This window comes from Lapidilactobacillus concavus DSM 17758 (genome assembly GCF_001435835.1).
Lineage (GTDB): Bacteria > Bacillota > Bacilli > Lactobacillales > Lactobacillaceae > Lapidilactobacillus > Lapidilactobacillus concavus.
Map to the genome: position 1 here is coordinate 1 of NZ_AZFX01000059.1, position 21,121 is coordinate 21,121.

General features: G+C 41.7%; 17 protein-coding genes. 4 read left to right on the plus strand and 13 right to left on the minus strand.

Annotated features, from left to right (window positions below):
* Positions 1-253: 253 nt before the first annotated feature.
* A complete protein-coding gene (locus tag FC15_RS05550; RefSeq protein WP_057824743.1) occupies positions 254-2,092 on the minus strand; it encodes an FtsX-like permease family protein in 1,839 nt (612 codons plus the stop codon).
* Between the two features lie 12 nt (positions 2,093-2,104).
* On the minus strand, positions 2,105-2,860 hold the full coding sequence (locus tag FC15_RS05555) for an ABC transporter ATP-binding protein (RefSeq protein ID WP_057824745.1): 756 nt from the start codon (positions 2,858-2,860) through the stop codon (positions 2,105-2,107).
* Positions 2,861-3,325: 465 nt separating this feature from the next.
* Between FC15_RS05555 and hflX the strand changes: the two genes are divergently transcribed.
* Together hflX and FC15_RS05565 are read left to right on the plus strand one after the other, a co-directional pair.
* Complete coding sequence (gene hflX / locus FC15_RS05560; RefSeq protein WP_057824747.1) at positions 3,326-4,621, plus strand: GTPase HflX; 1,296 nt, start codon at positions 3,326-3,328, stop codon at positions 4,619-4,621.
* A 254-nt stretch (positions 4,622-4,875) separates the two neighbouring features.
* Positions 4,876-5,289: a hypothetical protein gene (locus FC15_RS05565; RefSeq protein WP_057824749.1), complete on the plus strand. Its 414-nt coding sequence runs from the start codon at positions 4,876-4,878 to the stop codon at positions 5,287-5,289.
* A 135-nt stretch (positions 5,290-5,424) separates the two neighbouring features.
* On the opposite strand, the gene FC15_RS05570 is transcribed toward FC15_RS05565, so the two are convergent.
* The 8 genes from FC15_RS05570 to FC15_RS05605 all read right to left on the minus strand — a co-directional run bounded on the left by FC15_RS05570 (position 5,425) and on the right by FC15_RS05605 (position 14,236).
* Positions 5,425-6,081, minus strand: coding sequence for an amino acid ABC transporter permease (locus tag FC15_RS05570; protein WP_057824751.1), 657 nt, complete (start codon positions 6,079-6,081; stop codon positions 5,425-5,427).
* Positions 6,082-6,097: 16 nt separating this feature from the next.
* Positions 6,098-6,751 carry an amino acid ABC transporter permease gene (locus tag FC15_RS05575; RefSeq protein ID WP_057824752.1) on the minus strand — a complete coding sequence of 218 codons (654 nt, stop codon included), beginning with the start codon at positions 6,749-6,751 and terminating at the stop codon, positions 6,098-6,100.
* Positions 6,748-7,581, minus strand: a complete 834-nt coding sequence (locus FC15_RS05580; protein ID WP_057824754.1) for a transporter substrate-binding domain-containing protein — start codon at positions 7,579-7,581, stop codon at positions 6,748-6,750. The genes FC15_RS05575 and FC15_RS05580 overlap by 4 nt, the downstream gene beginning before the upstream one ends.
* A 14-nt stretch (positions 7,582-7,595) precedes the next feature.
* The gene (locus FC15_RS05585; RefSeq protein WP_057824755.1) at positions 7,596-8,336 is read right to left on the minus strand and encodes an amino acid ABC transporter ATP-binding protein; all 741 of its coding nucleotides are present in this window, start codon (positions 8,334-8,336) and stop codon (positions 7,596-7,598) included.
* Positions 8,337-8,714: 378 nt separating this feature from the next.
* The gene (locus tag FC15_RS05590; RefSeq protein ID WP_057824758.1) at positions 8,715-10,763 is read right to left on the minus strand and encodes a beta-galactosidase; all 2,049 of its coding nucleotides are present in this window, start codon (positions 10,761-10,763) and stop codon (positions 8,715-8,717) included.
* Complete coding sequence (locus FC15_RS05595) at positions 10,763-11,611, minus strand: sugar ABC transporter permease (RefSeq protein ID WP_057824760.1); 849 nt, start codon at positions 11,609-11,611, stop codon at positions 10,763-10,765. Before FC15_RS05595 ends, FC15_RS05590 begins: the two co-directional genes overlap by 1 nt.
* A 4-nt stretch (positions 11,612-11,615) precedes the next feature.
* Positions 11,616-12,893, minus strand: coding sequence for a carbohydrate ABC transporter permease (locus FC15_RS05600; RefSeq protein WP_057824762.1), 1,278 nt, complete (start codon positions 12,891-12,893; stop codon positions 11,616-11,618).
* Between the two features lie 74 nt (positions 12,894-12,967).
* Positions 12,968-14,236 (minus strand): galactooligosaccharide ABC transporter substrate-binding protein GanS, encoded by a 1,269-nt coding sequence (locus tag FC15_RS05605; RefSeq protein ID WP_057824764.1) that lies wholly within the window; start codon positions 14,234-14,236, stop codon positions 12,968-12,970.
* Positions 14,237-14,443: 207 nt separating this feature from the next.
* On the opposite strand from FC15_RS05605, the gene FC15_RS05610 reads away from it, so the two are divergent.
* Entirely contained in the window at positions 14,444-15,445 is a 1,002-nt protein-coding gene (locus FC15_RS05610; RefSeq protein WP_057824766.1) for a LacI family DNA-binding transcriptional regulator, read from the plus strand.
* A gap of 197 nt (positions 15,446-15,642) precedes the next feature.
* On the opposite strand, the gene ptsP is transcribed toward FC15_RS05610, so the two are convergent.
* The 3 genes from ptsP to FC15_RS05625 form a co-directional block, all read right to left on the minus strand.
* A complete protein-coding gene (gene ptsP, locus FC15_RS05615; RefSeq protein ID WP_057824768.1) occupies positions 15,643-17,361 on the minus strand; it encodes a phosphoenolpyruvate--protein phosphotransferase in 1,719 nt (572 codons plus the stop codon).
* Positions 17,361-17,627, minus strand: coding sequence for a phosphocarrier protein HPr (locus tag FC15_RS05620; protein WP_057824770.1), 267 nt, complete (start codon positions 17,625-17,627; stop codon positions 17,361-17,363). The genes ptsP and FC15_RS05620 overlap by 1 nt, the downstream gene beginning before the upstream one ends.
* Positions 17,628-17,802: 175 nt before the next feature.
* Positions 17,803-17,988 carry a hypothetical protein gene (locus tag FC15_RS05625; RefSeq protein WP_057824772.1) on the minus strand — a complete coding sequence of 62 codons (186 nt, stop codon included), beginning with the start codon at positions 17,986-17,988 and terminating at the stop codon, positions 17,803-17,805.
* A 365-nt stretch (positions 17,989-18,353) separates the two neighbouring features.
* On the opposite strand from FC15_RS05625, the gene FC15_RS05630 reads away from it, so the two are divergent.
* Positions 18,354-20,585 carry an ATP-dependent Clp protease ATP-binding subunit gene (locus FC15_RS05630; protein WP_057824774.1) on the plus strand — a complete coding sequence of 744 codons (2,232 nt, stop codon included), beginning with the start codon at positions 18,354-18,356 and terminating at the stop codon, positions 20,583-20,585.
* Positions 20,586-21,121: the final 536 nt, after the last annotated feature.

A 21,121-nucleotide genomic window follows, 5' to 3' on the forward strand; every position in this document is an offset into this window, starting at 1 on the left:
TTAACGATAATTTCTGAATGATTCGTTTACGAATCGTTTAGAAATTGTTGTTAAGCGCAGACTGCTGCCTTGCGGAACGCGTTTCAAAAAGAGCTGCAGCCGGCCCCACATGAAAGCATGCCCATTGTCTGTAACAACTTCGGTTTGACTGACAAGGCAATTTCATCCAAAAGCCAAACGAAAAGTGCGCCATAATCGCTAGATAAACATCTACCAATTATGGCGCACTTCTATGACTGCCGAGACGCAATCTTTACTTTTTAATTTCGACTTTCGGAATAACAATGCCGCGATATAGCCATGCGGTTAAGCAGTAGTAAATGCCATAAAGGACAATGAAAATGGTGAATGGGATCCAAATGCCGTTGTATGGATCAATCATCAATGCCTTGAAGAGTTGCAGGCCGAACAAGACATGAATGATGCCGAGTAGACCAGGCAAGGCATAGAGGACGCCAATTTCTTTAGAGACGGAGCCTTTCAATGCACGGCCGCGAACCCCCATCTTGTTGAGCATGTCGTAGCGGCGAATATCGCTGTAGGCACCGGATAAAATCTTGAACATCAAGCAACTTGCCAGCATCGCTAAGAATGAAATGCCCAAGAAGAAGCCCATGAAGATCATGCCGGAGTAAAGTGAATTAACATTCATAAAGTAAGTATACTTGCTGTTCATCAAGCAATCTTTGTATTGTGGTGCTGCTTTAAGTTGTGCGTCTTGAATTTCACCAATCAACTTTGCGGCGTCTTGGAAATCCCGAACGCGAATCAATGTTAATTGACCAGTTTTACCTGACAATGCTTGGAAGCGACTGTCTGAAACTAAATGAAGGGCGGTGCTATCAGTTGCTGTGGCGGTGTCGACACCCAATACCTGTGTCAAAGAAACAGTGGCAACTGAATCCTTCTTCAGATAATCACTGGCTTGATCGCGCTTAATGGTTGGTAAAAAATTGGCCGCATTTTGTTTTGGATAGTGAAGACGATAGAGTGGCTGTTTCTGCAATTGATCGAGTTGGTAATAGATTGCGCCACCAGCGACCTTATAGTCATAAGTGGTCGATGATTTCACATCCAGTTGATCAATTTTTTTCTCAATGGCAGCATTCTTTGTGTAGACCGTCAGATCGTATGCTCCGCCAATTTTTGCCATGGTGCCAATATCGTTCTTGAAGCCGAGACCAACTGTGATTGCGCCCAATGCTAGCGCGAAAAGAATCGAGATCATCGCTAACATCCGCGTATAATCGCGCAGACGAAAACTCAGTTGTGAGAGGGTAAAATTGTTTAACCCTTTCATCGCAAATTTCTGGCGGCGTTTCAGGAAGTGGATGACCCAAATAAAGGTTGCGTTGAACGTGAAATAACTTCCGAGAACGATGGTAACTAAGGCAATTGGAATTGCCATCAGGTTCAAGAGCATCAAATGTGCCATCGCCCAATAACCGGTTGCTAGGAGTGTCAGGCCGAGAATTGCTTCAAGGATCAGCACCATCGGTTTGGCCGCTACACGATTAGGTTGCGAGGCATAATGCAGTAACTTGAGTACCGGTGTTTTCACAAATTTACGGCTATTCCACAATGCGGCAAAAATGAACATGACGCCAAAGAAGATTAGCGTGATCAACAAGGTCGGAATGTAGAATGCGTTGAAATGATGTAGCGTCAGCCCCATCTGATTGACTAATAACTGGGCAACAACTTGCGATAACCCAACGCCAATCACCGACCCTACGATTGTTGCGATCATCCCCAACGAGAAAGTTTCAATGAAGACTAATCGGGCAATTTTCCCTGTCTTCGCGCCTAACATCATGAACATGCCGTAGTCACGCTGCCGCATATTTAGCAGAAAAGAGTTGGCATAGATCAGATAAACTAACGTGATGATAGCTAATAAAATCGCACCGAAAACAAATACGATCACCGTATTTCCTGAAGAAATCATCGAATTCTTGCCTAAGAAATCGCGATTGGTGGCCAGTGCCATGAACATGTAAAACGTCGCCGCAGAAACGATCAAACCGGAGAAAAGAACCAGATAATCTTTCAAGCGGCTTTTAATACCTGCAAATGCTAATTTTGATAACACTGATTCTCACCCCTATTCTGCAAACGTGCCTAAGTTATCTAAGATTTCTTGATAAAAATCAGCGCGAGAACGACCCTCACGTTTCAATTCTTGACCAATCTGTCCATCCTTGAAGAACAAGATCCGTTGGCAATAACTTGCGGAGAATGGATCATGCGTGACCAATAAAATCGAAACGCGATCCTTTTGATTCAGTGATTCCATCGTTTGTAGCAATTCACGCGCACTATTCGAATCCAAGGCACCAGTTGGCTCATCCCCGAAGAGAATCGCAGGCTGATGAACGAGCGCACGAGCTGCGGCGACACGCTGTTTCTGACCACCTGATAATTCGGTTGGATAGTGATCCAAGACCCCTTCGATCGACAAACGTTTCGCAATCTTATCGACCAGCGGTTTGATTTTGCGAGGTGAAACATTTTGCAGTGAAAGTGGTAAGGCAATGTTTTCAAATGCGGTCAGATTTTCAAGTAAATTGAAATCTTGGAAAATAAAACCAATCTCTTTACCACGGAAGTCAGCCATTTGGTTCCCGTTTAATGCGGTGACATCTTGCTGATTGATCAAGACTTGACCACTCGTCGGTTTATCCAAGGTTGATAAAATATTCAATAGCGTGGTTTTACCGGAACCTGAAGCCCCCATGATTCCGACAAATTCACCATCTTCAACACCAAATGAGACGCCTTTCAAGGCAGTATATTGTTTTTCATGACGTTTGCCATAAGTTTTTACTAGATTATTGACGCGAACAACTTGATTCGTCAATTTGATCCCTCCATTTCATAACAACATTAAGTATACAGGATGCTGGGACTGGGCTCGATGGGTTTGACTAACAATTCAACCACGAAACTTACGAGATTGTTAGTCAGAATAACCACTCTGGTCCCTTGACAAACTTTTAAATTTTGTTTACATCGCCTCGTTTTTTAAACCGCCTCTTTGTTATTTACTCGCTTTTTAACCGGATTCATGTTATTCTTAAAGCAAGTTGAGGAGAAATATATTTAGTCAATCATCCCCTCGAATTCAAGTAGAAAGGACTGTCAGCAATGCGTTTAAGACAAGTGGCTTTGTCGTTGCAATGAACCAACTGAATAGCAAATTTAAACGATTGGTGACAGATTCTTTTTTGTGTGCATTGAGTTTTAACATCTATGTGCCCTAGAGTCGGCTCAAGTCGGCTCTTTTTTGTTGCCTGAAAACTGTCCTAATCGGAATGGAGAATATATGACTGAAATAATTAACTTACAACCCGAGAAAGAACGCGTGATCATTGGTGGCTTGAGTCACAAGACGGCCAACTTTGACTACACGATGAATGAACTTAAGGAGCTAGCGCGCGCCGATAATATGGAAGTTGTCGATCGTGTCGTTCAGAATCTGGACAAGATGGAGGCGGCCACTTACTTCGGTAAAGGCAAGGTCGTTGAGATCGCCGAATTAGCCGCAGGACTCGATGTGAAGGTTCTGGTCATCAACGATGAACTTTCCCCTTCACAGATTGCCAACCTCGAGAAACAAACGAAAATGCGGATCATCGACCGGACCGAATTAATTTTGGAAATCTTCGCCGATCGTGCGAAGACCCGCGAAGCCAAAACTCAGGTTGAGATTGCCAAGCTTCAATATGAATTACCACGAGTACACCCTTCTGCCAACTCACTCGACCAGCAACATGGTGGTGGCGGCCTCGCTAACCGTGGTTCTGGTGAAACTCAGATGGAATTGGACAAGCGTGTCATTCGGAAACGTATTTCTGAGTTGAAACAGAACCTGCTAACACTCGAAAAAAGTGCCGAGACGCAACGCGAACGTCGACAACAAAGTGGCCTTCCCAAAGTGGCTCTCGTCGGTTACACCAATGCTGGTAAATCGACGACGATGAATCAATTGTTGGCTGCTTTTGATCAACTCGACGCCGACAAGAAGCAAGTCTTCGAGAAGGATATGCTGTTCGCCACCTTGGATACGAGTGTCCGGACGATTCAACTACCCAACAAGCAAAAGTTTCTGTTGAGTGATACGGTTGGATTCGTCAGCCACCTGCCGCATAACTTAGTCGCCTCATTTAAGTCGACATTAGCAGAAGCCGCCGACGCCGATTTGTTGATCCACGTCGTCGACTACTCGGATCCCCATTATCGTGAAATGATGGAGACCACCACACAGACCTTGCAAGAAATCGGCATCACCAACTTGCCAACCATCATCGCCTTCAACAAGGCAGATTTACGCGCCGATACGAATTACCCAGAAGTCGTCGGCAACGACCTAATCTATTCAGCAAAAGATCCCGCCTCAATTGAAAAATTGGCTGAATTGATCAAAAAGAGAATCTTTGCCGATTATCAATCCGTCGAATTGTTGATTCCCTTCGCAGACGCCCGCGTCCTCGCCGACCTAGAGGCACACACCAACGTCTTCGAAAAAGACTACACAGAAGCTGGCACGCGCGTTAAAGTCGTGTTAGATCCGGTACGTCATAATAAGTATCAGAAGTTCGTGTTAAAAGAAAAAGTTTAGTCGTGTCGACAAAAATCCCCCAACCTTCAAAGTTGGGGGATTTTTGCGTTGCTATTCAATAAAATCAGGACGAAAAGTAGTTATTGTTGGCCAGTTAGGCCACTGATGACTTAAAGTTGTTCTACATAATGTACGTGGTACTTTTTAATTTGATCTCAGCTTTTAACTCAGTGGAAGAAAATCACAGTACTAGCTGAGGCAGGGAACGAAGTATGGGTGGCTAACTTGATTATAAAATTCGCGAATTATCATTGATGATCAATTGTTTATTTATTTTTGACACGCCTTTTATCATTAACGCGTTCAATTATCGCGTCACCAAGATGAAGTTGTTTGTTGACAGCACGTACTTTTCAACTTACTGGAACACCTTTATTCTCAATGCCCTACGACTTTCATTTACGAGAAACGATACCACGCTCAGGGCGTTTGTCTTCAAGCAGATCGATGCAAATCAACTCTCGAACTCAAACTTTGATCAACTCACCTGTACTGTTTTTTGCTTGCTCGATCAACTCAGTATTGACCCAAACAACGGTGTCATCTTGACCAAATTAGAAACACTCCTCCAATCTTTAGCTATCATTGGTGAAACTAGTTTATTAGGATTTGCAGAAACGCAAAAAAATAGCATCTTGCATTTGCAGCAAGATACTACTTTGGGATAGACAGAAAATTCAAAAAAGACGATGAAAATTTTTCTGAACAGTTTTAAGTCCTTTTAAATTCAGCTCACACTTTAGCCTTGTGATCACACCTTAGCGTAACGATCCAAGCCCGTGAGCGAAGTGGATGAACGGGGCCTAATGCAATCGTCTAGCCAGCCGTTTCGACAACCGCGACAGTAAGAAACAGATGACGAAATACAGAAACGCTAACGCAACGAACATCGGAATCATATAATTCGTATTCTGCCCATAGATAATCTGCGAATGATACATCAACTCTGGCAGCAAGATAATCGTCGCTAATGAAGAATCCTTCACCAGTGAGACGAACTGACTCACAATTGGCGGTACCATGTTACGAAATGCCTGGGGCAGGATAATATACCACATGGCTTGCAGATAAGTTAATCCGTTACTGCGTGCTGCTTCCATTTGGCCGACACCAATCGATTGGATCCCACTACGAATAATTTCTGCCAGCATTGCCGATTCGAAGACAGTCAATGCAACAATCGCAGCGGTAACTGTATTTAGACGAATACCGAACGTACTCGGCAATCCGAAATACATGAAGAAGATGATCAGCAATAACGGCAAGTTACGAATCAAATCGATAATGAAGCCAACAATCATCGATAAGTATTTAATTTTAACATAGCGAATCAAGCCTAGAATCGACCCGATAATAAAACTTAGAACCACCGAAATGGCCGATACATAAATCGTGACCCACAGTCCTTCAAGTAAGAAGCGCAGGTTGACCCAGCTATAAGCATCAATAAAGTTCTGCATTTAAACTTCCCCTTTCTTAGACTGTCGGCAATCTTGACCAGCGTTTCTCAAGATACCGCATTAAATAACTCAGTGGCATCGTCATCACCAAATAAAGTAATCCGACCGCCAGATACGTATCGGTTGTTTTGAATGTGGTCGAGGCAATAAGGTTGCCCTGATACATTAAATCAAAACCGGCCAAGAAGGCGAGTACCGATGAGTTTTTCACGAGGTTAACGAACTGATTGCCTAGTGGTGGAATAACGATCTTCGTGGCTTGTGGCAAGATAATGTACTTCATGGCTTGCAAATAAGTCATCCCATTACTGCGTGCGGCCTCCATTTGCCCAACGGCGACACTCTCGATCCCCGCACGAAACGTCTCTGCAATGAAAGCGGACGTGTAGATGGTCAAGCCGATTGTTCCCGCCTTGAAACCATCCAAGCCCGGAACAAACCGTGGCATCACGATGTAGAAGAACATCGCGACCACCAATAACGGAATATTACGAAAGATTTCGACATAAACACTACCGATGATTCTTAACCATCGATTTGGACTGATCACAAACATGGCAAAAATAATACCCAAGATCAGGCTGCCGATAAGTGCAATCAAACTAGACCCGATTGTATATTTCATCCCTTCAACCAATTCAGACCAATGTGCCGTTAGAATTGAGATCATTTCACCACGCTCCCATCAAAACCTGCAATCTGACCAAACCATTTATCAACGAGTTTCTGATAATCACCGTTGTCTTCAAGCTTCTTAAGTGCCTGATTGATAGCGCTCAAGAATTTTTTCTGGTGTTTATTGACACCAATGCCATACGGTTCCTTCGTGAACGTCCCGCCGACAACATGGTAGCTCTTATCATCAGAAGTTAACCCGTATAAAATACCGTTATCCGTCGTCATCGCATCGCCCTGACCGGATTTAAGCGCAGCAAATGCTTGTGCAGCATCCGCGAGCTGCAAAACTTCGGATTGTGGTGCGTATTTTTTAATATTGACGACCGAATTAGAACCTTGGATGCCAATGACCTTCGTGCCCTGAGTTAAATTCTTGACGCTCTTGACTTTGCTACCTCTTTTAACCAAGATAGCTTGTCCGGCATTGAAGTATGAATTTGAAAAATCGATTTCTTTTTTTCGATCAGGGGTGATCGTCATGGTCGCAATCAGTGCATCAACATTCCCATTCCTCAACAGTGGCAAACGCGTATTGCTATTCACCGGAACAAAATTGATCTTAACCTCTTTACCAAAAACTTCCTTAGAAATTGCCGTTGCCAAATCGACCTCGAAGCCCTTAACCTGACCAGATTTAATGTCCGTCAGGCCAAATAGCCGCATGTCACCCTTGACACCCCAGGTGATCTCATTCGATTCAGCAACCTGCTGCATCACGTCTTTAGTCACAATATGCTGACCACAACCGGTCAACATCAGCGTCAGAACGAACAACGGCAAAAGCCACCACACGCTAGCCTGCTTTATTTTTCTCCATCGCATTATTCAACCTCCCGCTAATCAACATGAAGAATCTTGCCAAGGAATTCCTGAGCACGCTCATCCTGTGGCGCCCGGAAGAACTCGCGTGGATCATTGCTGTCTTCACGAATTTCGCCATCGGCCATGAATAACAGACGATTGCCAACCTCCTTCGCGAAGCCCATTTCGTGAGTCACGACAATCATGGTCATCCCTTGCTCGGCAACTTTCTTCATAACGTCCAGCACATCACCAATAACTTCAGGATCCAGCGCAGAAGTCGGTTCATCGAATAAAATTGCTTTAGGATGCATCGCCAATGCTCGTGCAATCGCGATTCGCTGTTTTTGACCACCTGAAAGCATACTTGGCAGTTTGTGCGCTTGATCCAACAATCCGACCAATCCCAAAAGTCGTTCTGCATCCTCAGCAGCTTTCACATGAGGCACCTTTAAAACTTTTTCTGGTCCCAAGGTAATATTTTGGAGAATCGTTTTGTTGGCATATAAATTAAAGTGTTGAAAAACCATCCCAACATTTTTGCGGATCCGATTCATATCCGTCTTCGGATCTGCTAAGTCATGATTATCAACCAAGAGTTGCCCTGAACTGATTAACTCAAGACCGTTAATTGTGCGTAATAACGTACTCTTACCAGAACCGGAAGGCCCAATGATCGTCACCACCTCGCCTCGTTCGATGGTTAGATTGATATTCTTGAGCGCCTTAAATTTACCGTAATACTTATTAACATCATGAAATTCAATCATTGACATTATAAGACCTCCCTTATTTTTATGAATAGATTTATAAAATAAATATAATTTAATCTTACGGGAAAAAAAGAAATTGCGCAAGAATTTTATTCTGGACCCAATAATCTATAATAAAAAATAACCCCAAGCACCTTCACTAAAACGCGAAGCAAGGGGAATAACTACCATAAATAACGAGTTTATTTGTTTTCAAATACTCGCACAACTTTTAACATCAAATTCTCCCCGTTTGGTCAACATTAGCACCATATGAAATAACAAGCAAATAATAACCGTTCGGAAAGAAGCCCAATTGAAAAATTATCCGGAATTTACAAAAATAGAGCAATTCAAAAAGAAATTGCTCTGCTAATTATAGTTTAACCGACCACTAAAGATTTAAACGATTTGATCACGAAAAATTGCCACACCACCCGCGGGTATCTTCACAGTTCCATTACGTAATTCGTTAGTTAGCATTTCAGTCATTGAATGGTCAAGTTCCACTTGATGTGCTGTTTCATCAAAGTTCATCACAAACAGATACTTATGAGTGCTGTTCTGCCGAATTTGAATTGAAACCGCAGCGTTATCTTTACCGATTGATGAATCGGATTTGAGTTCCAAGCGCTTCGAAATCAACTCATACAATGAATTCAAAAAATCTGAATTCGTCCGACAAGCAATAAAATATGAAGTACCATGGTCAACTTTTTTCATCGTTACAGCTGGCCGTCCTGCGTAAAAATCATCTTTGTAAATTGCCAGATTTTTTGCTGAAATGTTTGAAATTACTTCGCAATAATCTTGAGCTCGAAAACTCTGCCCATCCATCTCTATTACGTTACTTTGATTTGGGTACAGCGTATCAGTTTCCTCAACTTTTAGACCAAAGAGATGTTGTAATTGTTCTGGCCATCCACCCAGATAGGCCAAATCATTCTCATTCACAACACCGGAAAGGTAGGTTCCAACCACTGTACCACCAGAACTAGTGAATTTATATAACTGATCCATGAATTTAGTACTCATCAGAAAGTGCATTGGGTCAATCACCAATTTATACGCCGTTAAATCTACCTTTGGGGAAATAATGTCAACTGGAATATCATGTTCCCAAAAATATTGATAATGAGATTGAAGTGTTTGCCAATAATTCTTTGTTTCATTCGCATAATTCTGTGTATCATTTAATGCCCACATATTTTCGTGATCAAATATGATTGCCACTTCGGCTTTAGCATGTTTGCAATCCTTAACTTCTGCGATAGCATTTAAATCTTGTCCAACTTGGTGCACATCATGGAAAATTCGTGTTTTTGAACTACCCTCGTGTGTAATAACTGCACCATGAAACATTTCAGATGCACCGCGTGATTGGCGCCATTGAAAATATAAATTACTATCTGACCCGTGCGCAATATGTTGCAAGCTACTAAGCCGATGAACGTTGGGGCGTTTGGCGCGATTATATGGATGCCAATTAACCTGTGATGGCGTAGACTCCATAATCAGAAAGTTTTGTTGTTTTAGACTTCGAAAATAGTCATCGATCATTGCTACTTTCATTGCCGTGTGTTTGGGCGTTTCAAAGTCATTATTCCACGCCGGATAACAATCCCAGCTCACAACATCTAAATGCTTTGCAAACTCAAAGTAATCCAAACCCCTGAAAGGAATCAGGTCAAACGTATCTGCCATAAAATTCGTCGTAATTGGAACATTAGGCGTTAGCTCTCGTAGTGGTTGAATCTCATTCGAATAAAAATCAATCGTTTGATCACTGACAAATCGACGCCAGTCTAAATTCAATCCATTTAAATTTGAATCACCTAAAGGCGAAGGCGAATGAACTTGCGACCAATCATTAAATGAGTGACCCCAAAAAGTTGTCCACCAAGCATCGTTGAGCGCTTTTAACGTCCCGTATTTATTCTTTAACCAGTGCCTAAAAGCCTCTTGGCATAGCTCACAATGACACTCACCACCGTATTCATTTGAAACATGCCACATCAACAAATTGTTTCGCGCACCATACCGTTTGGCCAACAACGTATTGAACTCTTGTACTTTTGCTCGATAAATAGGCGATGTAAAACAATGATTATGGCGTTCACCAAAGTATAACTTTTCACCCTTACTATTCGTGCGAAGGACTTCGGGATACTTCTCTGCCATCCAAGCTGGACGTGCACCACTCGGCGTTGCAAGAATAACTTTACCACCTATCTCATTCATATGATCAAACACATCATCTAACCATTCAAAATGATAAACACCTTCTTCGGGTTCAAGTGCTGCCCAAGAGAACATGCCAACAGTTACAGTGTTGATATTCGCATCTTTCATCAACTTAAAATCTTGCTCAAGAATTTGTGGATAATCTTGCCATTGTTCTGGATTATAATCACCACCATGGAGCAGATAGCTTGAATTCAACTCTTTCATTACCCTTTAGTTCCTCCCTCTGTTAACCCAGATACAAAATTCTTTTGTAATAAAATAAAGACAATTGCAACGGGTAAACTGATTAAAATTGCCCCGGCAGCAAACGTTGTATAACTTGCACCCATTTTATCGTTAATTAAATTGTAGAGCCCAATTGGTAAGGTATAAGACTTTGGATCGCGCAAAATAACTGATGACAACGCAAAATCGCCAAGTGGACCAGTGAATCCATTCATTGCAACAACTGAAATCATTGGCTTTGCTAAGGGGGCCAGAATTTGCAGGAAGATCCGAGTGCGGCTCGCACCATCCAGACGTGCGCTCTCATCCAATGAAATAGGAATAGAATCAATATACCCTTTCATTAAATAAGTATTCATAGGAATCTGACCACCGACATAAATCAAAATCAATAGGAAATGACTATTAACGAGATGCAACATCTGCGCCATCACAAAGAGTGCAATTAAAGCAGAAAACTGCGGAATCATCTGTAGTAATAGAAACATGATCAATCCATTTTTACGGCCTCTAAATCTAAAACGTGAAAAAGCATATGCTGTAATGGATACCAAGATCACTGACAGAACCATCGTGACAACACTAATTTTTAGTGAGTTCAAAAACCATTGGAAATAGTAAAATGTGCCACTCGTTTTTGTGAGTGCAATATAATGATCGAAAGTTGGATTCTTAGGAATCAGAGTTGTGCTGACCAAACTGTTACCTTTATTGAAACTTGCACCAATCGTCCAAGCTAATGGATAGAAGATTGTGATAGATACAATTGCAAGTAACAAATAAGTGCCAAATAATCTGATATTTTTATTTCTCTTGATACTATGCATTTCATTAGCCCTCCTTGAATGAATTCGTGCGTTTAAATTGCCATAATGCAATTGCGATAACAAAAATAGAAAGTAGAATGGTTAATGCCGCCGCTAATGCATACTGGTTTGATGACATCGTCAACTTGTAAATCCAAGAAACTAAGATGTCAGTTCCTCCCGCCGTTGAGTTTGGCACTGCTGGGCCACCATTGTTGAACAAATAAATGATGTTGAAGTTATTGAAATTAAATGTGTACTGCGTAATGATAATTGGAGCCATTTGATTCAATATGAATGGCAACGTAATTTTTCGGAATTTTTCCCATGCGGTCGCACCATCCATGATTGCTGCTTCATATAAATCTTCAGGAATAGATTGTAGAACACCCGTCGTCACAACGAATATATAAGGAAATCCTAACCAGCTTTGAATGAATAACAGTGCAATCTTAGTCCATGATGCCGTCGTCATCCATGAAACAGCGTGTAGTCCTAGTGCATGAAGAATAACCGTGTTTACTGCGCCAAAACTGTCGTTGAACATTCCAGCAAAAATCAGGATGGTTACAAATCCCGGAACAGCCCAAGGCAGAACAAGAATTGTTCTCCAAAGTCGTTTAAACTTCAAGTCTTTTTGATGGACTACAATTGCCATAAATATCCCAATAGCTACAGATAATGTGGACGCAACCAATGTCCATATAACTGTCCATCCCAAAACATCGAAGAAAGTAGAACGCCAAATATCAACAGTAAAAATCTGTTTAAATGTTTCCAAACCCACCCAGTTAGCAAGATGGGCAGGTGCCGTGTGATATAGATCGTAATTGGTGAATGCAAGGGCGAAACTAAACAGAATAGGAAAAATTACCGTGAAAATTAGTAGTAGTAACCCCGGGCTAATTAATAAGTAAGGATAGCTGGTATCAAATAGTGATTTAACACTATTGATAAAATTCTCTGGGTGTTGACCCATGTCAATCTTTTCGCCATTTTTAAACGCATCGCGAAGATTTAACCCATAGAATAACAACCCAATACACAGAATTAAAAATGCAATTAATCCTTCAGCAAGCAAAAATATAGAGTTATCCCGTGGGACTTCGGTACCTAAAGTAAATAACCCCCAGAATCCCATGTTGAATAAGTTCCAAAACCCGGTGATATATAATAATGCGACAACCAGAAAAGCGATCCCCTTGATAATCTGCTTATTATATAATTGACCAACTCCTGGAATAATCGAAAGCAATCCAGCAATACGAGCATGTGATCTGTCACGACTTTTTGACTTTTCCATGAATCATGCTTCCCTTCTAATTGATAAAAGGACTCAAGAATGAGTCCTTTTCAACAGACTACTATCAATAATGCTTATTTCTTACCGTTTGCCTTGATTGCACTGTTGATTTGACTAACAGCACTATTTAGAGCATTCTTGGCAGTAGCTTTCCCAGTATCAACGACCTGTAAGGCATTATTAATTGGCGTCCATACTTGATCCATTTCAGTAATATTAGGCGTTAACTCAGCGTTTTGTGATTGCTTTGCAACAGCTTCTGCATTGACATCACTTTTAACTGCAGCACTGTTCACAAGTGACTTGATTGCAGGAACCTCGTTGGTTACTTCATATCGCTTCTTAGAATTATTTGCATTTGAAACAAACTTAACAAACTTTTCAGCTAAGGCAACATTTTTTGAATAAGTGCTTACGTTATAGCTCTTAACACCAATAAATGAGCTCATTGGCTTGCCATTCGCCAACTTCGGTAATTTAACCACACCGTAATCAATACCGGCCTTCTTATAAACATCGAAATTCCATGGCCCAGAAATCACTGCTGCGGCTTTACCCTCAGTAAATAAAGAGTCAAGAACGTTAATTCCTTTATCACCTAAAATACCTTTTGGAAACAGTCCATCCTTGTAAAACTTGCTAACATAGTTGGCTGCTTCTATTGCGCCACTATTATTTAAGCCAATGTCCTTAGGATTATATGCACCGGAAGATTTCTTACCAAAGATATAACCACCATATCCGCTAAAGACTCCTTGTGCATAATAAATTTGATCCCAGAGTGCTAGTAAGCCGTATTTACCTCTTGTTCGTTCCTCTTTAGAAAATTTATACCATTCTTCCGTAGTTTGAGGCAGATCTTTTTCTGAAACTAACTTTTTATTGTAAAAAAGTACCGTTGATTCCACAGCTTTAGGTAGTCCATAGACCTTACCGTCGACGATTTGTGATTCCATCGCTGAGTCTGTGTAAATTGACTGAGTCTTTTTAGAAACTTTTAGCTCTTTTAGAAGGCCTTCTGTTACCGCGGTTCCAATTTGATCCCCAGGGATTGTAATGACATCTGGGCCGGTACCGGCAGGTCCATCGAGTCTTAGTTGCTTCAACTGATCTGCATATGTTTTCTCAACAACTTTAATTTTGACATTGTTTTCTTTCTCAAATTTCGAAACTGCATCTTTGATGCCCGAAGACTTATCTTTGTCCTCCCAGACCAAAAGGCTTCCGCGTGATTTGTTGCTTTTTGAACTTGAACTAGTTCCGGAGCTAGTTGGTCCACAACCTGTTAAAGCTAATAATGCGACTGTTGAAGCTGCGAACATTTTTACCCAACCCTTTTTCATTGCAAAGTCCACCTTTCAAATTATGTAATCGCTTACCATTGAATGATAACGTATTTAACTAAAAAAGTAAACTATATATTTAACAATAATAGTAAATATAAGTAAACAAACGTTACTTTTTGTTTATCTTTTAGTTTAAGTGTGCTACCATTGATGAATAAGAAGTTATTCTGTGTCCAACTGCGCATAGATTGCGAGGAGTTAATAATGGTTACAATCAGAGAAATAGCAAATAAAGCGGGGTATTCTGCGGCAACTGTCTCAAGATTACTTAATAATGACCCTACCTTCTCAATTGCTGAACAAACAAAGAACAAAATTTTGCAAGTTGCCATGGATCTTGGCTACACTGGACACGACCACCAATTGCCTGTCCGCAGTATTGCGATTTTTTTCGGAATTACACCAAAAGAAGAACTTGAAGACGTTTACTATAATGGGCTTCGAAAAAGTCTGAAAAGCTCCGCTGAGAAACTAAACATGCAGATAAGTTTTTATAACAATGTTTCTGATTTAGCACCTCTGGCAAATCCAATAGATGGCTTTATTGCCGTTGGTAATTTTAAAAATGAGACCTTGAAGGTTTTAAATAATTTATCTCATAACAGCATCTTTATCGATTCAAACCCTAATCCTGCTTTTTTTAGTTCTGTGCAGCCTGACATCGAAGCCATCACAATAGATGCAATCGATCAATTCCGTCATTGTGGTTATCGTAATATTGGTTTCATTGGTGGAAGCTACTTCAATCCCAACACTAATCTTCCTGAAATGGATCAACGAGAAAGAATATTTCGCAACTATTTATTTGAGCTTGGATTATTGCAAGATAAATATATCTTTTCTACTGGTCATTTTTCGGTTAATACAGGGTACGAGCTAGGCCAACGTGTTATTGCTCAATTAGATCATGATTTTCCAGATGGTTTCTTTATCGCTTCTGATCCGATTGCAGTAGGTGTTTTACAAGCATTCAATGAACACGGAATTACCGTCCCAAAAGATACATCGATTATTAGCGTCAACAATATTGATATTTCCAAATACGTCTCTCCACCATTGACAACTTACGATATCAATCTTAACGAATTAAGCCGGACCGCTATTGAGCTTCTAAATAATAATTTACTGACGCATAACAAAAGTCACCGACGCATTCTAATTCATTCCGACCTAGTAATACGTAGAAGCTTCATTCCACTAAATTAGCGTATATCGTAATAAAGCACCCCATAATCATTAGACAAACGTCTAATGATTATGGGGTGCTTCAGTCTCTTCTCAAAGTGATGGTCCTTTGTGGATGATCCAGTTATTTGATTAATGAATTATCTCGAACCATACTACCTTTAAAATAGAACACAAAAAATAGGACATGGTTTCCCACGTCCTACTCGAATTTAGCTTTATTTAACATTGTCCTTAACTAACTTGATATTATCTTCGTTGGTCAATGAGACGTTTAATGCTGCATCTGTTAACTTAGCCATGTCTTCAGTGCTCAAACGCTTCATCAATGAGCGAACCTTCAAAATTGAAGTTGCACTCATTGAGAATTCATCTAGGCCTAATCCAACAAGGATAGGTACCATGATTGGGTCACCAGCGGCTTCACCACACATGCCTGCCCACTTGCCTTCTTTATGAGCTGAATCAATCACATGCTTGATTAAGCGCAAAATTGAAGGGTTGTAAGGTTGGTATAGGTAGGAAACATGCTCGTTACCACGATCGGCAGCCATCGTGTATTGAATCAAGTCGTTCGTCCCGATACTAAAGAAGTCAACTTCTTTAGCAAATTGGTCCGCAAGAACAGCAGCAGCTGGGATTTCAATCATCATACCAAGTTGAATCTCACCAACTTTAGTTCCAGCAGCAACTAATTTAGCTTTTTCTTCTTCGAAGACAGCTTTTGCAGAACGGAATTCTTGAAGTGTTGCGATCATTGGGAACATGATTCGTAATTGACCAAACGCTGAAGCACGAATCAAAGCACGTAATTGCGTTCTGAAGATATCTTGGCGATCCAAACTAATCCGGATTGCACGATAGCCTAAGAACGGATTCATTTCTTCAGGAAGTGGCAGGTATGGCAAATGCTTGTCGCCACCAATATCCATGGTACGAACAACAACTGGCTTGCCCTTCATTCCCTCAAGAACAGCTTTGTAGGCTTCAAATTGGTCATCTTCCGTTGGTAACTCAGGAGAGTCCATGTATAAGAACTCTGTCCGATATAATCCAACGGCTTCAGCACCATTTGCGAGTACACCATCTAAATCTTTAGGCGTCCCAATGTTTGCAGCTAATTCAAAATGAACACCATTTGCTGTTTCAGTAGAAGCATTCTTCAGCTTTTGCCATTCTGCCTTTTGTTCAGCATATTCTTTGGCTAAATTCTGATACTTCGTCACTTCGTCAGCGCTTGGCTTAATCACAATATCACCATTATTGCCATCAACAATAATTTGGTCATCTGCTTGGATATCAGTTGTCACACTACCTGCACCAACAATAGCAGGGATTTCAAGCGTCCGAGCCATGATTGCAGAGTGAGCAGTACGACCACCAATATCGGTAACGAAAGCTTTAACGTATTTCTTATTCAACTGAGCTGTGTCACTTGGTGTTAAGTCATGGGCAACGATAACGACTTCTTCATGAATCAAAGCCGGATTAGATAATTCAACACCCAATAAGTGAGCCATGATACGCTTTGTAACGTCGCGAACATCAGCAGCACGCTCTTGCATGTATGGATTATCTGTCATTGCTTCAAACATACCGATAAACGTAGTTGACACTTCATCGAGAGCCGATTCAGCGTTTACATGTTCATCCGTAATTTTTCGTTTAACTGCACCAGTGAATTCTGGATCGGACAAAATCATCATATGTGCATCAAAAACTTGGGCTTCTTCTTCACCCAAGGACTGTGCAGCGCTATCACGAATTTGTTGCAACTCAGCATTAGATTTGTCGATGGCGTTTTGTAAACGATCCGTTTCTTTTGCTACATCAGAAATTGCAGACTTTGAAAATGACAAATCAGGTTGAACAAGGAGATAGGCTTTGGCAATTGCTACGCCGTCACTAGCCGCAATCCCTTTCAATGTCTTAGTCATTAATCGCAAAGTCCTTCTTTCTTCATTGTTTCTTCGATTGCAGCGATTGCATCAGCTTCGTCAGAACCTTCGGCAGTGATCGAAACGTCTGCACCTTGGCCGACACCTAAGGACATAACGCCCATGATAGACTTCAAGTTAACTGACTTGCCTTTGTATTCAAGGTTGATATCAGAGTTAAACTTGCTTGCTGCTTGTACTAATAAAGTTGCTGGACGAGCATGAATACCGGTTTCGGCAACAACATGAAAATCGCGTTTTTCCATTATAATGAACTCCTTTATGATAAAAAAATTTTTGGTTCAACCCCTCGAAGATCAAACCAGAAAACAGTCCCTAAAGGGTGTCTGTTTACTTCAACTTAAATGCTAACATTTTTTGCGAAGAACTACAAGATTTTTTGTTAATTTTAAAACGTGTAATTTCGTGTGTCAATTGAAGTTAAACGCTTTCAGTGTATCGGTAAATAACGGTTCCATTCCGTTGCGCATTGCCAACGATCTCTTTGCGCTGCGGTAATTCCTGCCAAACACGATGAAAAGCGTCAAACTCCGCTCCTGGTACGACAATTTCGTCGATTTTACCAGCAATTAGATCGTCTAATTTCTCCTTGTAATCAACAGTCATATTCTTTGCCTTCTCCTTATTTATGGTACAAAATAAAAGGGTATCACAAAGAATATTATACCTTGATAACGCCCTTTAAAAAATTTAATCTTCGAGGCTGAACCCGATGTTATTCCTTACCTTATGACGAATTAAGACAGGACACATCTTAACTCAATATTTAATCATGACCGGCGATTAAAGTCCAGTAAACCGTTTTATTGTGGGACTTCGGATGGCATGATTTTCGAGTCTTAGCACTTGCATGCTTCGAGTGCTAAAGTTATAATATCAGCATAGGTCAGAAATGGTCAAACATTTTTTAACCCTGTTACCATCGTACCCTATATTTTGAACCATGAATCAGATCAGAAAGGCGTGATTCAATGCTCTGTCAAAATTGTCATCAGAACGAAGCGACGATCCATTTGTACACCACCGTTAATGGTCAACGTCGTGAGATCGATTTATGTCAAAACTGCTATCAGAAACTTAAAAATCAAGTCGATCAAGGAAGTGAACCAACTATGGCACAAGATCCATTTGGATTTTCTAACTTAGATGATATTTTTCGCGCGATGAGTGGCCAAGGTCAGAATGAATCTGCCGGATTCCAGCAACAAGCCGAACGTCCGCAACCTCAACAAGGTCAGGGTGGTCGTGGCGGTCGCCGTGGCAACGGTGTGCTCGCACAATTCGGCGTTAATCTGACAGATGAAGCTCGCCAAGGCAAGATCGACCCTGTCATCGGCCGCGACGACGAAATCGCACGTGTGATTGAAATACTTAATCGCCGGACCAAGAACAACCCTGTGTTAATTGGTGAAGCGGGTGTTGGGAAAACAGCGGTCGTCGAAGGACTCGCACAGAAGATTGCGAACAGCGACGTTCCTTCTAAGTTGCAAAACAAGGAAGTTATTCGTTTAGACGTCGTTTCCCTCGTACAAGGCACCGGTGTTCGTGGTCAGTTTGAACAGCGTATGCAACAACTGATCCAAGAATTACAGAAAAATCCTAACATCATTCTTTTCATCGATGAAATTCACGAAATTGTTGGCGCAGGAAATGCTGAAGGCGGCATGGATGCAGGCAACGTCTTGAAACCTGCCCTTGCTCGTGGCGAACTTCAATTAGTCGGTGCAACCACCCTCAATGAGTACCGGACAATCGAAAAAGATTCCGCATTAGCCAGAAGACTACAACCCGTTACAGTTGAGGAACCTTCAGTCGATGAAACGATCAAGATTCTCAAAGGCCTACAACCTCGTTATGAAGATTATCATCACGTCAAATATACCGATGAAGCAATCAAAGCGGCGGTTAATCTTTCCGCTCGTTATATTCAAGATCGTTTCTTGCCCGATAAAGCAATCGACCTCCTTGATGAATCTGGCTCGAAAAAGAATTTGACCTTAACAAATGTTGATCCCAAGTTGATCGACGAGAAGATCGATTCCGCCGAATCGCAGAAACAAGAAGCGCTGCAACAAGAAGATTACGAGCGGGCAGCTTATTTCCGCGATCAAATCGAGAAGTTAAACAAGATGAAGAACAACCAAGCCTCTGCCGATGGTGATCATCCCGTGATCACAGACAAAGACATGGAAAAAATCGTCGAAGAAAAGACACACATCCCTGTTGGCGAGTTACGTGCACAGGAACAAGCTCAGCTCAAGAATCTGAGCGAAGATTTGAATGAAAAAGTCATCGGCCAGAAACAAGCAGTCGACATGGTTTCACGTGCCATTCGTCGTAATCGCATTGGTTTCAACAAATCTGGACGTCCCATCGGTTCCTTCCTCTTCGTCGGCCCAACTGGTGTCGGTAAAACTGAGCTAGCTAAACAACTCGCCCTCGAACTGTTCGGTTCAGAAGATTCGATGATTCGTTTCGACATGAGTGAATACATGGAGAAACACAGCGTCTCTAAGCTGATCGGTTCGCCTCCAGGCTATGTTGGTTATGAAGAAGCTGGTCAATTGACCGAGAAAGTTCGCCGAAACCCATATAGCTTAGTCTTACTGGACGAAATCGAAAAGGCACATCCGGATGTCATGCACATGTTTTTGCAAATTTTGGATGATGGCCGTTTGACTGACTCGCAAGGCCGAACGGTATCTTTCAAAGACACCATCATCATCATGACTTCTAACGCTGGCCAAGGTGATGTCGAAGCCAACGTCGGATTTGGCGCAGCCGCAAGTGGCCACACGCATTCAGTTGTCGATAAGTTATCGAATTATTTCAAGCCAGAATTCCTCAATCGCTTCGACGATATTGTTGAATTCAATGCTCTCAGCAAGGAAAACCTGAACCAAATCGTTGACTTGATGATCTCTGAAACTAACAAAATGATTGCTGATAAGGGCTTAAGCATCCGCGTCACGGATCCTGTCAAAGCAAAATTAGTTGAGCTCGGTTATAATCCTGCCATGGGTGCACGTCCATTACGTCGTGTCATCCAAGAGCAAATTGAAGACCGCGTGGCTGATTTCTACCTCGACCATCCACTGGATAAACAGTTGGAAGCACGAATCGAAGCTGGCGAGATCAAGATTGTCGCTGCTAAGTCAGATGCCGCAACTGCAACTGTAGATTCGAAGCAAACAGATCAATAATTTCAGCTTTTGGAACTCTCCTTATTAATGATGGAGGGTTCTTTTTTATGACTCACATTCGTCTTTCATACCCGTCAGTCCACTGCGTGGAAAGCTGTTGCCTTTGCTACGGGGCCGGCTGCAGGTTTATTCGCCGGGTTGACATCTGCCTTCAGACCCGTCAGTCCACTGCGTGGAAAGTTGTTGCCTTCGCTATGGGGCCGGCTGCAGGTTTATTCGGCTCGTGCTTCGCACTCGGCGAATAAATCTTCCGCCTTCGATTTGAGATTCTGCAGCGCAGAAGCTCAAATACGACCCTGCAGTAAGTTTGCGAAAGCTAGCTTTCGTAAACAACTGCGTTTCACAGCACGGCAACAACTTTCCACTCCGTTCTCTGACTCAGATGTGAAGGCAGAGTTGCGGTTTGAAATTAAGAACAGGAAATTAGTGTGTCTTTCTAACCCAGTTTGTAAATCTTTAAGACTAAACTAGAAGTTGCGTAGGAAAATGGTTGTGATGCTGTGAAAGTTCTGTTAGACCGCGAGTAGCGCGGACTT

Coding starts and splice junctions, on each gene's coding strand:
- hflX (WP_057824747.1), top strand. CDS start 3,326: ATGACTGAAATAATTAACTTACAACCCGAGAAAGAACGCGTGATCATT.
- FC15_RS05565 (WP_057824749.1), top strand. CDS start 4,876: ATGATCAATTGTTTATTTATTTTTGACACGCCTTTTATCATTAACGCG.
- FC15_RS05570 (WP_057824751.1), bottom strand. CDS start 6,081: ATGCAGAACTTTATTGATGCTTATAGCTGGGTCAACCTGCGCTTCTTA.
- FC15_RS05575 (WP_057824752.1), bottom strand. CDS start 6,751: ATGATCTCAATTCTAACGGCACATTGGTCTGAATTGGTTGAAGGGATG.
- FC15_RS05580 (WP_057824754.1), bottom strand. CDS start 7,581: ATGCGATGGAGAAAAATAAAGCAGGCTAGCGTGTGGTGGCTTTTGCCG.
- FC15_RS05585 (WP_057824755.1), bottom strand. CDS start 8,336: ATGTCAATGATTGAATTTCATGATGTTAATAAGTATTACGGTAAATTT.
- FC15_RS05590 (WP_057824758.1), bottom strand. CDS start 10,763: ATGAAAGAGTTGAATTCAAGCTATCTGCTCCATGGTGGTGATTATAAT.
- FC15_RS05595 (WP_057824760.1), bottom strand. CDS start 11,611: ATGCATAGTATCAAGAGAAATAAAAATATCAGATTATTTGGCACTTAT.
- FC15_RS05600 (WP_057824762.1), bottom strand. CDS start 12,893: ATGGAAAAGTCAAAAAGTCGTGACAGATCACATGCTCGTATTGCTGGA.
- FC15_RS05605 (WP_057824764.1), bottom strand. CDS start 14,236: ATGAAAAAGGGTTGGGTAAAAATGTTCGCAGCTTCAACAGTCGCATTA.
- FC15_RS05610 (WP_057824766.1), top strand. CDS start 14,444: ATGGTTACAATCAGAGAAATAGCAAATAAAGCGGGGTATTCTGCGGCA.
- ptsP (WP_057824768.1), bottom strand. CDS start 17,361: ATGACTAAGACATTGAAAGGGATTGCGGCTAGTGACGGCGTAGCAATT.
- FC15_RS05620 (WP_057824770.1), bottom strand. CDS start 17,627: ATGGAAAAACGCGATTTTCATGTTGTTGCCGAAACCGGTATTCATGCT.
- FC15_RS05625 (WP_057824772.1), bottom strand. CDS start 17,988: ATGACTGTTGATTACAAGGAGAAATTAGACGATCTAATTGCTGGTAAA.
- FC15_RS05630 (WP_057824774.1), top strand. CDS start 18,354: ATGCTCTGTCAAAATTGTCATCAGAACGAAGCGACGATCCATTTGTAC.